The sequence below is a fragment of the Nocardia transvalensis NBRC 15921 genome, from assembly GCF_000308875.1.
GTDB lineage: Bacteria > Actinomycetota > Actinomycetes > Mycobacteriales > Mycobacteriaceae > Nocardia > Nocardia transvalensis.
Genome location: NZ_BAGL01000032.1, coordinates 30,246 through 42,751 on the forward strand (window position 1 = coordinate 30,246; position 12,506 = coordinate 42,751).

11 protein-coding genes are annotated in these 12,506 nt (G+C 71.1%); 8 read left to right on the plus strand and 3 right to left on the minus strand.

All coding sequences use genetic code 11. The features are described 5' to 3' along the window. Positions 1 to 3: 3 nt before the first annotated feature. From folC to proB, 8 genes are all read left to right on the plus strand, one after another. The gene (folC, locus tag ON41_RS09960; protein WP_420832141.1) at positions 4 to 1,455 is read left to right on the plus strand and encodes a bifunctional tetrahydrofolate synthase/dihydrofolate synthase; all 1,452 of its coding nucleotides are present in this window, start codon (positions 4 to 6) and stop codon (positions 1,453 to 1,455) included. After that, positions 1,452 to 1,859: a DUF4233 domain-containing protein gene (locus tag ON41_RS09965; RefSeq protein WP_040747087.1), complete on the plus strand. Its 408-nt coding sequence runs from the start codon at positions 1,452 to 1,454 to the stop codon at positions 1,857 to 1,859. The genes folC and ON41_RS09965 overlap by 4 nt, the downstream gene beginning before the upstream one ends. 46 nt (positions 1,860 to 1,905) lie before the next feature. After that, positions 1,906 to 2,322 carry a nucleoside-diphosphate kinase gene (gene ndk, locus ON41_RS09970; protein WP_040747089.1) on the plus strand — a complete coding sequence of 139 codons (417 nt, stop codon included), beginning with the start codon at positions 1,906 to 1,908 and terminating at the stop codon, positions 2,320 to 2,322. A gap of 551 nt (positions 2,323 to 2,873) precedes the next feature. Continuing rightward, on the plus strand, positions 2,874 to 6,362 hold the full coding sequence (locus tag ON41_RS09975) for a translation initiation factor IF-2 N-terminal domain-containing protein (RefSeq protein ID WP_051161185.1): 3,489 nt from the start codon (positions 2,874 to 2,876) through the stop codon (positions 6,360 to 6,362). Positions 6,363 to 6,660: 298 nt separating this feature from the next. Next, positions 6,661 to 6,972, plus strand: a complete 312-nt coding sequence (gene rplU, locus ON41_RS09980) for a 50S ribosomal protein L21 (protein WP_040747090.1) — start codon at positions 6,661 to 6,663, stop codon at positions 6,970 to 6,972. A 43-nt stretch (positions 6,973 to 7,015) separates the two neighbouring features. Continuing rightward, positions 7,016 to 7,282, plus strand: a complete 267-nt coding sequence (gene rpmA, locus ON41_RS09985) for a 50S ribosomal protein L27 (RefSeq protein ID WP_040747091.1) — start codon at positions 7,016 to 7,018, stop codon at positions 7,280 to 7,282. Positions 7,283 to 7,504: 222 nt separating this feature from the next. Beyond that, on the plus strand, positions 7,505 to 8,965 hold the full coding sequence (gene obgE, locus ON41_RS09990) for a GTPase ObgE (RefSeq protein ID WP_040747093.1): 1,461 nt from the start codon (positions 7,505 to 7,507) through the stop codon (positions 8,963 to 8,965). A 24-nt stretch (positions 8,966 to 8,989) separates the two neighbouring features. Beyond that, positions 8,990 to 10,117, plus strand: a complete 1,128-nt coding sequence (gene proB / locus ON41_RS09995) for a glutamate 5-kinase (protein ID WP_373281331.1) — start codon at positions 8,990 to 8,992, stop codon at positions 10,115 to 10,117. A 6-nt stretch (positions 10,118 to 10,123) separates the two neighbouring features. Here proB and ON41_RS10000 read toward each other — a convergent pair whose 3' ends face one another. From ON41_RS10000 to ON41_RS10010, 3 genes are all read right to left on the minus strand, one after another. Then, entirely contained in the window at positions 10,124 to 11,188 is a 1,065-nt protein-coding gene (locus ON41_RS10000) for a hypothetical protein (RefSeq protein ID WP_051161186.1), read from the minus strand. Beyond that, on the minus strand, positions 11,185 to 11,559 hold the full coding sequence (locus ON41_RS10005; protein ID WP_040747095.1) for a hypothetical protein: 375 nt from the start codon (positions 11,557 to 11,559) through the stop codon (positions 11,185 to 11,187). Before ON41_RS10005 ends, ON41_RS10000 begins: the two co-directional genes overlap by 4 nt. A 76-nt stretch (positions 11,560 to 11,635) precedes the next feature. Further along, entirely contained in the window at positions 11,636 to 12,340 is a 705-nt protein-coding gene (locus ON41_RS10010; RefSeq protein WP_040747096.1) for an ESX secretion-associated protein EspG, read from the minus strand. Positions 12,341 to 12,506: the final 166 nt, after the last annotated feature.

Consider the following 12,506-nt stretch of genomic DNA (forward strand, 5'->3'; position numbering starts at 1 on the left):
GGAGTGAACGAGGAACCGGAGCGGCAACGCGGCGGGGCCGAACGCCTGCACTCGGGCCCGTCCCCCGTCGACCTCGCGGAGATGGCGCTGGTCGAGGCCGAACTCGATCAGCGCTGGGGCGAGACCAAGATCGAACCGTCGCTGGCCCGCATCGCGGCGCTGATGGATCTGCTGGGTTCGCCGCAGCGCGCCTACCCCGCGATCCAGATCGCCGGGACCAATGGCAAGACCTCGGTCACGCGCATGATCGACGCCCTGCTGACGGCCCTGCACCGGCGCACCGGGCGGTTCACCAGCCCGCATCTGCAACTGGCCACCGAGCGCATCGCCGTCGACAACGAGCCGATCGGTCCCGGCCGGTACGTCGAGCTGTACCGCGAACTACAGCCCTATATCGAGATGATCGACCAGCAGTCGGAGGCCGCCGGAGGGCCCCGGATGAGCAAGTTCGAGGTGCTCGTCGCCATGGCGTATGCCGCCTTCGCCGAGGCGCCGGTCGACGTGGCCGTGGTCGAGACCGGAATGGGCGGCACCTGGGACGCCACCAATGTGATCGACGGCCAGGTCGCCGTGGTCACTCCGATCGGGCTGGACCACACCGAATACCTGGGCCCCGACCTCACCTCGATCGCGGGGGAGAAGGCCGGGATCATCAAGAAGGCGCACGAGGATCCGCTGGTCCCGCGCGAGACGGTCGCCGTTCTCGCCGAACAGGATCCGCAGGCGATGGACGTGCTGCTGCGGCGCGCGGTCGAGACCGACGCGGCCGTCGCCCGCGCGGGCGCGGAGTTCCGGCTGCTGTCGCGGCGCGTCGCCGTCGGCGGGCAGGTACTGGAGATCCAGGGCCTGGGCGGTGTCTACGACGAGATCTTCCTGCCCCTGCACGGCGAGCACCAGGCGCACAACGCGACGCTCGCGCTGGCGGCGGTGGAGGCATTCTTCGGCGCGGGCGCGGAGAAGCAGCTGGACGTCGAGGCCATCCGCGCCGGATTCGCCGCCGCGATCAGCCCGGGGCGGATGGAACGCGTGCGCAACGCGCCGACCATCTTCCTCGACGCCGCCCACAATCCGGCGGGCGCGCGGGCGCTGGCCGACACGCTCACGGACGAGTTCGACTTCCGCAAGCTGGTCGGCGTGGTCGCGGTGCTGGCGGACAAGGACGCCGCGGGGATCCTGGAGGCGCTCGAACCGGTGCTCGACGAGGTCGTGGTGACCACCAACGGCTCGCCGCGCGCGCTGGCCGCCGACGACCTGGCGAATCTGGCGGTGCAGCGATTCGGCGACGAACGCGTCGTCACCGCCGCCACGCTCACCGACGCCGTCGAGACCGCGATCGCCATCGCCGAGGAGACCGCCGACTCCGGGGAACCGGTGTCGGGCGCCGGGATCGTGGTCACCGGGTCGGTCGTGACCGCGGGGGCCGCGCGCTCCCTGTTCGGAAAGGATCCCGTATGAGTTCGGGTGCTGCCGCGAACGATCCGCCGGTGCCGCCCCCGGCCACCGATCCGTGGAAGGGCCTGCGCGGCGTCATGGCCGGCGCGCTCGTGCTGGAGGCGATCACCGTCCTGCTGGCGCTGCCGGTGGTCGGCGTCGTCGGGAGCGGGCTGAGCTGGTGGTCGGTCGCCTGCCTGGTGGGGTTGGCGGTGCTGATGTTCGCCGGGGCCGGACTGCAGCGGAAGCCCTGGGCGCTCCCGTACAACCTGGGCCTGCAGGCGCTGCTGCTGCTCGGCGGGTTCATCCACGTCGCGATCCTGGTCATCGGGGTCGTCTTCGTCGCGGTCTGGGCGTTCATCCTGCTGCTGCGCTCGGACGTGCGGAAGCGGATGGAGCGCGGCCTGCTGCCCAGCCAGCGGATGTGAGGATCCGGGTGACCCGCTCCGGCCGGCTGCCGGATACAGTGGCGCCGTGACTGAGCAGACGTTGGTACTCATCAAGCCCGACGGCGTTGGCCGGGGGCTGATCGGTGAGGTCATCACCCGCATCGAGCGCAAGGGCCTGAAGATCGCGGCGCTGGAGCTGAAGCGGGTCTCCGAGGACTTGGCCGCCTCCCACTACGCCGAGCACGCCGAGAAGCCGTTCTACGCGTCGCTGATCGAGTTCATCACCTCCGGTCCGGTCGTGGCGGCCGTTCTCGAGGGTCCCCGCGCCATTGCGGCGTTCCGTCAGATCGCCGGCGGCACCGATCCGGTCGAGAAGGCCGTGCCGGGCAGCATCCGCGGTGATTTTGGTCTCGAGACCCAGTTCAACCTCGTCCACGGATCCGACTCGCCCGACTCCGCCAAGCGCGAGATCGCGCTCTGGTTCCCCGAACTCACCCAGTAGGTCCGGCCCGGACATCGTGCCCGGGGCGCTCGCGCCGCGGGAGTTTTTCGTGTGCGGCGAGGGCCGCATACCCCCGCGAGAGTACGTCGATGGCGAATGTCCGGCGCACGGTGTGGGATACTGGCACTGGATGTGATCGCCGCCCACCGCTCGAGGCAGGCAGCGGCCACACCCGATGGCACCGCGATTCGACGCGATCATCGCTGCCCCCGGACGGTTACCAAGACTCGGCTGTCCGGCCGGCACGCTGGATGAGCGCTCGAACTCCGGTGTCGAAGCCAACAGCCAGGCGCCGCGTGACCAGTTAGCCCGCCGACGAACGACAAGGTGATAACGGGGCACGCGGGGCGAGACCATAGGACCTCGCGCCCCCCGGGGCGTGAGGCGAACGGACAGCGTCCCCGCGTCGGCCGCGTCACTCTCCCACCAGGGGAGGGACGCGCCCGGGGGCCCGAGGAGATTTCGTGGCCGATCAAGAGCCGCAGGAAACGTCACAAAGTAATGGTGAACCCGCTTCGAACGAGGCGGCCGGGGCAGGGGAGGCGGCGCAGTTGCCCGAACGTATCCGGGTCCATGCGCTGGCGAAACTGCTGGGAACAACCAGCAAACGCATTCTGGCCCACCTGACAGAACTGGGCTCCGAGGCCCGCAGCCCGCAGTCGAACCTCGACCGCACGGTCGCCGAATCGGTCCGGGACGCGTTCGTCCCGGCCGAGGAGACCGCGGCCGACCAGCCGGAGCCCGCCGCCGCGGTGGCGGAGCCCGCGGGTAACCGGGCGGACGAGCCCCGGGCGGTCGCGGAGCCCGAAGGCCGTGTCGCCGCGATGGCGAGCCAGGGCCGTGCGACCGCGTCGTCGAACGACTCCGGTGTCGCGGAACCCCCGCAGCCGCCGCGGACGTCCCTGTTCACCAGCCCCTTCCATCCGCCGGAACCGCCCGCTCCCGAGCCGGTGGCGTTCGAGCCGGCCGCCGTCGTGGCCGCGCCGCTGTTCCTGCCGCCGGATGCGACCGCGGCCCAGGAGATGCGTCGCAAGCTGCGGGCCGAGAAGCAGCAGCCCGAGGACGAGCAGCCGGACCGGCCGGACAAGACCGATAAGCCGGACAAAGCGGAGAAGCAGGACAAGCCCGTCGCCGAGGAGCGGCCCGCCGACAAGCCTGCCGAGGACACCGCCGACGACTCCGACAGCGAGTCGGGCGCCTGGGACGACGACCCGTCCCGCGACGATTCCGAGGACGGTGGCCGCTCGCGCCGCCGTCGCCGGGGCCGTCGTGGTCGCGGTCGCGGCCGGGGCGAACAGCACGAGAACGACTCCGACGGCGATTCCGACGACGACGAGAACGATTCGGCCGAGTCCGGCTCGGAGGAGTCCGAGTCGAGCGAGGACGGCGGCGAGGACGCCTCGTCCGTGCCGGAGGGTTCCAGCCGTCGTCGGCGCCGCCGTCGCCGCCGCAAGGCCGGCGAGGACGGCGAGTCCGAGCCGACGAGCGAGGACGATCCGCCGAACACCGTCGTGCACGAGCGCGAGCCCCGCAACAAGCGCCGCGGTGGCGGCGACGAGGTGCAGGGCATCAGCGGCTCCACCCGCCTCGAGGCCAAGCGGCAGCGCCGCCGCGACGGGCGCGAGGCCGGTCGCCGCCGCCCGCCGATCCTGACCGAGTCGGAATTCCTGGCCCGCCGCGAATCGGTGGACCGCGTGATGGTCGTGCGCGAGAAGACCTTCCCCGAACATCCGGCCGCCACCGTGCAGGTCGCGGTCCTCGAGGACAACATCCTCGTCGAGCACTTCGTCACCAGCAGCGGCCAGGCGTCCATGGTCGGCAACGTGTACCTGGGCAAGGTCCAGAACGTGCTGCCCAGCATGGAGGCGGCGTTCGTCGACATCGGCCGCGGCCGCAACGGCGTGCTGTACGCCGGCGAGGTGAACTGGGAGGCCGCCGGGCTCGGCGGTAAGGAGCGCAAGATCGAACAGGCGCTCAAGCCCGGCGACACCGTGCTGGTGCAGGTCTCCAAGGATCCGGTCGGGCACAAGGGCGCCCGGCTGACCACGCAGATCTCGCTGGCCGGCCGCTTCCTGGTGTACGTGCCGGGCGGCAGCTCCACCGGTATCAGCCGCAAGCTGCCCGATACCGAGCGCAAGCGCCTCAAGGAGATCCTGCGCGATATCGTCCCGCAGGACGCCGGCGTCATCATCCGCACCGCGTCCGAGGGCGTCAGCGAGGCCGAACTGGCTCGCGACGTCGAGCGTCTCCAGGCCACTTGGAAGACCATCGAGGGCCAGTCCAAGCAGGGCTCCGGCGCGCCGAAGACGCTGTACGAGGAGCCCGACCTCCTGGTCAAGGTCATCCGCGACCTGTTCAACGAGGACTTCTCGAAGCTGGTCATCGAGGGCGACCGGTCCTGGAGCACCGTCGAGAACTACATCCGCACGGTGGCGCCGGACCTGCTGGCCCGCGTCGAGCGGTACGACAGCGGCAACGTCGACGTCTTCGGCAGCTTCCGCATCGACGAGCAGCTGGCCAAGGCGCTCGACCGCAAGGTGTGGCTGCCCTCGGGCGGCACCCTGGTCATCGACCGCACCGAGGCGATGACCGTCATCGACGTCAACACCGGCAAGTTCACCGGCGCCGGCGGCAGCAACCTGGAAGAGACGGTCACCCGCAACAACCTGGAGGCGGCCGAGGAGATCGTGCGGCAGATGCGGCTGCGCGATATCGGCGGCATGATCGTCGTCGACTTCATCGACATGGTCCTCGAGTCCAACCGGGATCTGGTGCTGCGCCGCCTGACCGAGGCGCTCGGCCGGGACCGCACCCGCCATCAGGTGTCCGAGGTGACCTCGCTGGGCCTGGTGCAGATGACCCGCAAGAAGCTGGGCACCGGCCTGGTGGAGGCGTTCTCCACCACCTGCGAGCACTGCCACGGCCGCGGCATCGTCGTGCACAACTACCCCGTCGAGACCCCGGCCGCCGAGGACAACAGCGGTCGCCGGGAGGGCCGTCGCCGCCGCAAGGACAAGGCTCCGGCCCCCGCGCCCGCCACCAACGGCACCGCACCGGCCGAGCCGCACTCCGAGGAGGACGCGGCCGTCAAGCGGGCGCATCCGGTCGCGCTGGCGATGGCCGCGCATCAGACCGAGGAGACCGCCGACGACGTGGCGACCCACGAGGCCGCGACCGACGAGACGGAGTCGCCGGAGGCGGGCCGCGGTTCGGACCGTGAGCCCACGCCGGGACGCACCCGCCGCCGGGCCCGGCGCGGCAGCCGGTCGGCCGCCGACCGGTCCGACGCGGTGGCCGCCGAGCGGTCCCACGCGGAATCGCGTGCGGCGTCCGAGGTTTCGGCCGCCACGTCCGATACCGATGCGGCCGAGGCAGCGACCGATGCGGTCGTGACCTCGGGCACCGAGGCCGACGTGACAAGTGCCGATGCGCCGAGCACCGATGCGCCGAGCGTCGATGCGGCGAGTGCCGACGTGGCGAGCGCTGCGGCGGCGAGCACCGACGCAGCGAACGCGGTGACGGGTGCCGACGCGGCGAGTGCTGTTACGGGCGGCGATGCGGCGAGTGCTGTTACGGGCGGCGATGTGGCGAGTGCTGTTGCGGGTGCCGATGTGGCGAGTGCTGTAGCGAGCACCGACGCAGTGAGTGCCGACGTCACGAGTTCCGGTGCGAGTTCCGGTACGACGAGCGCCGCGGCCGAGGCCGATGCGGCCGGAACCGAGGCTGCCGCCGAGGCGTCCACGACTCCGGCGACCTCCGGGCCTGCCGTGAGCACCGGGCAGGCAGACGCCCCGTCCGCCGCACCGGACGCCGCGGGCCGATCCGCCGAGCCCGCGCGTCGCGGGCGTCGCCGGGTGGCGCGCACGGTCGCCGCGCCCAGCGGGGACAACGACAACGCGGTCTTCGTGCTGTCCAGCACGGAACAGGAGACCCCGGCCGTCGACTTCACCGATATCCCGCCGGCGGAGGTGACGCCGCGCAGCCGCCCGCGCCGCCGGTCGGCCGGACGGGCCGCGGGCGCGCCGGAGCAGCCCAACTGAGGTACGACTCGTCGGCGCAGGCCCGCATCCCGATTCCGGGGCGCGGGCCTGCGTCGTATCCGGCGGGATCCGCGTCACCCCGGTTTGGTTGCGCGGGTGGCCGTCCTGTAATCTCGAACAGTCGCTGCTCGGTGACAGCATTGCGCTGTGTCGCCTGACGGCCATGGCGCTCTTCGCAGCGCAGGTGCTGACGCAGCGTGATTACCAGACCAGACGTCCGGCGGTCTTCGGTGTCGACACCGAGGCTGCCGCGTGAGCAAAGTGCCGAGCACTAGTAGAGGAAGAGGGTAGCCGACCGATGGCAACGTACGCGATCGTCAAGACCGGCGGAAAGCAGTACAAGGTCGCGGTCGGTGACCTGGTGAAGGTCGAGAAGATCGAGGGTGAGCCGGGCGCTGCGGTGTCGCTGGCGCCGGTGCTGGTCGTCAACGGCTCCGAGCTGACCACCGATGCGGACAAGCTGGCCAAGGTGTCGGTGTCCGCCGAGGTCGTCGAGCAGACCAAGGGCCCGAAGATCCGCATCCACAAGTTCAAGAACAAGACCGGCTACCACAAGCGTCAGGGCCACCGTCAGAAGCTGACGGTCCTGAAGGTCACCGGCATCAAGTAAGCGACAACGGGGCCTCCACCCCAGTACGAGGAGTTCAACAACCATGGCACATAAGAAGGGTGCGTCCAGCTCTCGTAACGGTCGCGACTCGAATGCCCAGCGTCTCGGCGTGAAGCGTTTCGGCGGCCAGACCGTCAAGGCCGGCGAGATCCTGGTCCGTCAGCGCGGAACCCACTTCCACCCGGGCGTGAACGTCGGCCGCGGCGGCGACGACACGCTGTTCGCCCTCGAGGCGGGCGCGGTCCAGTTCGGCACCAAGCGTGGCCGCAAGACCGTCAACATCGTGGTTCCGGAGCCGGCGCAGGCCTGAGCCCGCGTCTGCTCGCAACACACACTTCGAAGCGGGCCAGGGTGAACACCCTGGCTCGTTTTCGTGTTTGGGTGAACCTCCAGGTTCGCGGCCCGGCTCGGTTCTGGACTGACGGAGCGGGGGAGCGAAGCGGAGGAGCGGAGGAGGGAAGAACCGAGCCTCAGGGGCCGCGAACACGCGGTGCCGGAGGCGCCGCCATCGAACACAGAGGATGATCAAAAGATGTCCAAGTTCATCGATCGCGTCGTGCTGCACGTTCGCGCCGGGAAGGGCGGGCACGGGTGCGCCTCTGTGCATCGGGAGAAGTTCAAGCCGCTGGGTGGCCCGGACGGGGGTAACGGCGGCAACGGCGGGGATGTGATCCTCGAGGTCGACCCCAATGTGCACACGCTGCTGGACTTCCACTTCCATCCGCATGCCAAGGCCGGCAGCGGCAAACCCGGCGAGGGCGGTAACCGGGACGGCAAACAGGGCGGCGAGTTGCTGCTCAAGGTGCCGGACGGCACCGTCGTCCTCGGCCCCGACGGTGAGGTGCTGGCCGACCTGGTCGGTGCCGGCACCCGGTTCGTGGCCGCCCGCGGCGGTCGCGGCGGACTGGGCAATGCCGCGCTGGTGTCGCGGGCGCGCAAGGCCCCCGGTTTCGCGCTGCTCGGCGAGGAGGGCGAGGAACGCGATCTCGTCCTCGAGCTGAAGTCGGTCGCCGATGTCGGGCTGGTCGGCTTCCCGTCGGCCGGGAAGTCGTCGCTGGTATCCGTGCTGTCGGCCGCGAAGCCCAAGATCGCCGACTACCCGTTCACCACCCTGGTGCCGAATCTGGGCGTGGTGTCCAGCGGCGACACCACCTTCACCATCGCCGACGTGCCCGGCCTGATCCCCGGCGCGAGCGAGGGCCGCGGCCTCGGGCTGGACTTCCTGCGCCACCTCGAGCGGTGCGCGGTGCTGGCGCACGTCGTGGACTGCGCGACGATGGAACCCGGCCGCGACCCGATCTCCGATGTGGACGCGCTGGAGGCGGAGCTGGCGGCCTACAAGCCGGCGTTGCAGGCCGATGCCGGGCTCGGCGATCTGGCCGACCGCCCGCGCGTGGTCATCCTGAACAAGGCCGACATCCCCGACGCCGCCGATCTGGCCGAGCTGGTGCTGCCGGAATTCGCCGAACGCGGCTGGCCGGTCTTCACGATCTCCGCTGTGAGCCGGGAAGGCTTGCGGCCGTTGACCTTCGCCCTCGCCGATCAGGTCCGCCGGTATCGCGAGGCGCATCCGAAGGCCGCGCCGAAGCGTCCGGTGATCCGCCCGGTCGTCAAGGGCGAGAGCGGATTCACGGTCACCGTCGATCCCGAGGTCGAGGGCGGGTTCATCGTCCGCGGCGAGCGTCCCGAGCGCTGGGTGCGCCAGACGCAGTTCGACAACGACGAGGCCGTGGGCTACCTGGCCGACCGCCTGGCCCGCCTCGGCGTCGAGGAGCAACTGGCGCGGCTGGGCGCGGTGCCCGGCGCGCCCGTCACCATCGGCGATATCAGCTTCGAGTGGGAGCCACAGATTTCCGCGGGCGTCGACCTGGTGATGACCGGGCGCGGTACCGACCCCCGCCTGGACCAGTCGGAGCGCATCTCCGCCGCCGAACGCAAGCACGCCTCCCGGGTCCGCCGCGGCCTGGTTTCGGAGGACGAGGACCAGCAGTGACCGCCTGCGGGAGTGAGTTCTGTTATGACGCAGGTTGATTCGGACCGGGAACTGAGCGAGGCGCGGCAGGCGATCGCGACGGCGCGCAGCGTGGTCGTGAAGATCGGATCCTCGGCGCTCACCAGCCTCGAGGGCGGGCTCGATACGGCGCGGCTGGACAAGCTCGCCGATGCCGTCGAGGCCCGGATGCGCGCCGGATCGGACGTCGTCGTGGTGTCCTCCGGGGCCATCGGCGCGGGCATCGCTCCGCTCAAATTGTCCTCGCGCCCAAGGGATCTGGCGAGCAAACAGGCGGCGGCCAGCGTCGGTCAGCTGGCGCTGGCACACGCGTGGGGCACGTCGTTCGCGCGCTACGACCGCACCGTCGGCCAGGTGCTGCTGACCGCCGGTGACTTCTCCCGCCGCGAACACCATCGCAATGCCCAGCGCACCCTGGACCGGCTGCGGTCGCTGCACGCGATCGCCGTGGTCAACGAGAACGACACCATCGCCACCGAGGAGATCCGCTTCGGCGACAACGACCGCCTGGCGGCGCTGGTGGCGCATCTGGTCGGCGCGGATGCCCTGGTGTTGTTGTCGGACGTGGACGGCCTCTACGACGGCGACCCGCGCAAGGGCGCGGCCAATTTCGTGCCGGAGGTGCGCAGCAGCGCCGACCTCGACGGCGTGATCGCGGGCAGTGGGGGCGCGCTGGGCACCGGCGGGATGGCCTCGAAACTGTCGGCCGCGCGGCTGGCCGCCGACGCCGGGGTGCCGGTGCTGCTCGCCGCCGCCACCGATGCGGCGTCCGCCCTCACCGGCGCGCGCGTCGGCACCGCCTTCGCCGCGCGCCCGGTTCGCTTGTCCGCCCGTAAGTTCTGGGTCCGGCACGCCGCCGACAGCCGCGGCGCCGTCCTACTCGACGAGGGCGCGGTCCAGGCCGTCGCCCATCGCCGTCACTCGCTGCTGGCTGCCGGCATCACCGGTGTGCGCGGTCGCTTCCACGGCGGTGATGTCGTGGACCTGATCGCCCCCGACGGCCGCATCGTCGCCCGCGGCGTCGTCGAATACGACAGCACCGAACTCCAGACCATGATGGGCCGCTCTACCACCGAACTCCCGGATGGCATGCAGCGCGCCGTCATTCACGCCGACGACCTCGTCAAGGTCTAGCGGGCGTCAGCGACGGGGCGGGCTGACGCCGGGCTGGTCGGGCGTTGTGGGAGTGGAGGTTTCGGGAATGGGACCGGTGATGCCCGGCTGACCCTCCTGATCGGACAGCGGCGGGCCGGGCTCCGCGGGCGCGGGAGCCGGGGGTGGCGGCGCGGGCGAGGGCGGTGCGGGAGGCGGCGGCGCGGGCGAAGGCGGCGGGGGAGCCGGGCTGGTCGTCGTAGGGGGTTGTGGAGCAGGGGCTTGCGGGGAAGGCGTGTGTTCCGGTGACGGTGGGGGAGTCGTCGGAGGAGCTTGGGGCGCGGGTGTCGAGGGCGCGGACGGCTGCGGCGCGGGCGTCGGCTGGCTGGGTGTCTGCGGCTGCGCGGGCGCCTCGGGGCGCGGCTGCTCGGGAGCCGGTGGCCGCGGTGCCGGGCGGTCCTGACGCGGCGTCGAGTTGTTCGGCGGGACGGCCTGCGGGGCAGGCGGATTCGTCGCATAGGGCGCTTCGGGCGCGACGCCCGGAAGCCCCGGCGGTTCGGGCAGCGCGGGTATGGCGGTACCCGCCGCCGTGTATCCGGGCTTGTAGATCATGTTCATCGCCAGCAGCGCCTCCTGACGAAGCGCCTCCTGGGCCAGCTGCGCGTCCACGACGTGCGCGGCCTCCAGAATCCGGGCCAGCGCGCCGATCGGGCCGGAGTCGCCGGGCGGCACCACGGCCAGCTTGACCGCCTCGGCCGCCGCGGCCAGCGCACCCAGCCGCGCGCCCACCTCGCCCATGACCGCAGCCAGCTCCTCGAACGAGTCGGCGATGCCGCGGGTGGCCGCCTCGGCGGCGTCGGCGGCCGCGCCCTCCCATCGGGCGCCGTTCATGGCGATTTCGAGATTTCCCCTGGTCAAGGGCATTGCGGTGGCAAGGGTACCGGCGGCCTCCAGCCACACCTGCGACGCCAGCAGGATCTCGCCCGCGTCGATCTTCTCGGTGCCCGCGTGGATGCGCTCGTGCGGGATGGACTCGAAATGCTCCATCGCGCTGATGTAGTCCGGGTCGGTGTGGCGCGGCGGCTGGGGGCCGTACCGGAACTCCGTCGTCATCGCACCTGCCTCGGCGAGATCGCGCGCAGCGCGGCGGCGTGCGCGGCATCGGCTTCGTCGTACAGTCCGGCGCTGGTCAGCAGCCCTTCCTGCATCCGGTAGGACGCGGCGATGTACCGGTCCAGGAGTGCCGCGGCGTCGCGGGCCTTGCGGGAGAAGCCGGCCTGCAACTGCTCGGCGGAGAAGAAGCCGCCGAAGCCGTGCAGCTCCGAGACCGACTCCAGACGTTGTTGCAGGTAGCGCAGGCGCTCGATCTGTTGGTCGTAGAGTTCGGCGCAACGCCGCGCCGCAGCCGGATCGAATCGAACGGTGCCGCTCTGCGCCGCCTGGAGGAATCCGGTGATGTCGGTCCGGTTCGCTTCGATCGTCATGCGCACCCCCTCCGGATCGGTCGGTAGTGACTCAGCCTAATCGGTTCGATGGTTCCCGGTCAGCACATGTGGCCTCTCACCGTGCCATACGCTTCTGGAGATGGGTGGCGATCTGCTGGATCGATGCGGGCGTCACGTGTACCTCGTTGCCCGCGCGGATCAGGTAGCGGCCGTCGTCGGCCACATCGATCCAGGTGTAATACACCGGCGCCGGCGGGTTCTCGCGATCCAGGCTGGGTTCGATGCGGATATGCCCCTCGGCGGTGTGCGGCCGCAGCAGCAGCCGCCGGATGCGCGGGGCCAGCGGCTGCGTCGAGACCACGGTCTCCTCGTCGCGCACCGCCTCGGTGGGCGCCGTCCGGGCGGGCTCCCGGCCGGCCGGCGCCTCCGGTAGTAGCGCGGCGATGCGGGCGCCGAGTTTGGCGCGATGGCCGATCGAGATGTGCACGCGGCCGCCGAAGTCCCGGGAGCCGCCCGGATCCTGTACCGCGAGGACGGCGTGGTCGTAGACGGCCGCGCCCAGGACGCGGATCTCGCTGCCCGGCGTGTGGCGGCCGCCGATGGCCACGACGCGGGTCTGGGGCCGGGCCAGGATGCGCAGGCAGGCCGACAGATCGGGGTCCGAGCGCAACGGCAGGCGGGATTCCAGGGTGCGGCGCAGCGCCACCGCCTCGTCCTCGGTGCGCGGCGTCTCGAGGATGCGCAGCGGGAACGGGTGGCGGTCCAGGTCGGTCTCGCGCCAGATGTGGGCGAACTCGTCCGGAGTGAAAGACCAAGTCACGCCGATAAACACCCTTCACCGATCGTCACGAGTCTTTCGTAGCGTAGCCCCGCTCCGGCGGGGCAGCCAGGCGATGCGCAATCCCCGACCTGCGAGCATGCGCGGGTCGGAGCCGTGGGATACCACTCGACAAATCGGAACAACACCGTGGTGACCGCCTGCGCAC

Bases quoted from the DNA above. Each gene is read 5' to 3' on its own strand.
- obgE (WP_040747093.1), top strand. From the start codon at position 7,505: ATGTCCAAGTTCATCGATCGCGTCGTGCTGCACGTTCGCGCCGGGAAG.
- proB (WP_373281331.1), top strand. From the start codon at position 8,990: ATGACGCAGGTTGATTCGGACCGGGAACTGAGCGAGGCGCGGCAGGCG.
- ON41_RS10005 (WP_040747095.1), bottom strand. From the start codon at position 11,559: ATGACGATCGAAGCGAACCGGACCGACATCACCGGATTCCTCCAGGCG.
- rpmA (WP_040747091.1), top strand. From the start codon at position 7,016: ATGGCACATAAGAAGGGTGCGTCCAGCTCTCGTAACGGTCGCGACTCG.
- ON41_RS09965 (WP_040747087.1), top strand. From the start codon at position 1,452: ATGAGTTCGGGTGCTGCCGCGAACGATCCGCCGGTGCCGCCCCCGGCC.
- ON41_RS10000 (WP_051161186.1), bottom strand. From the start codon at position 11,188: ATGACGACGGAGTTCCGGTACGGCCCCCAGCCGCCGCGCCACACCGAC.
- rplU (WP_040747090.1), top strand. From the start codon at position 6,661: ATGGCAACGTACGCGATCGTCAAGACCGGCGGAAAGCAGTACAAGGTC.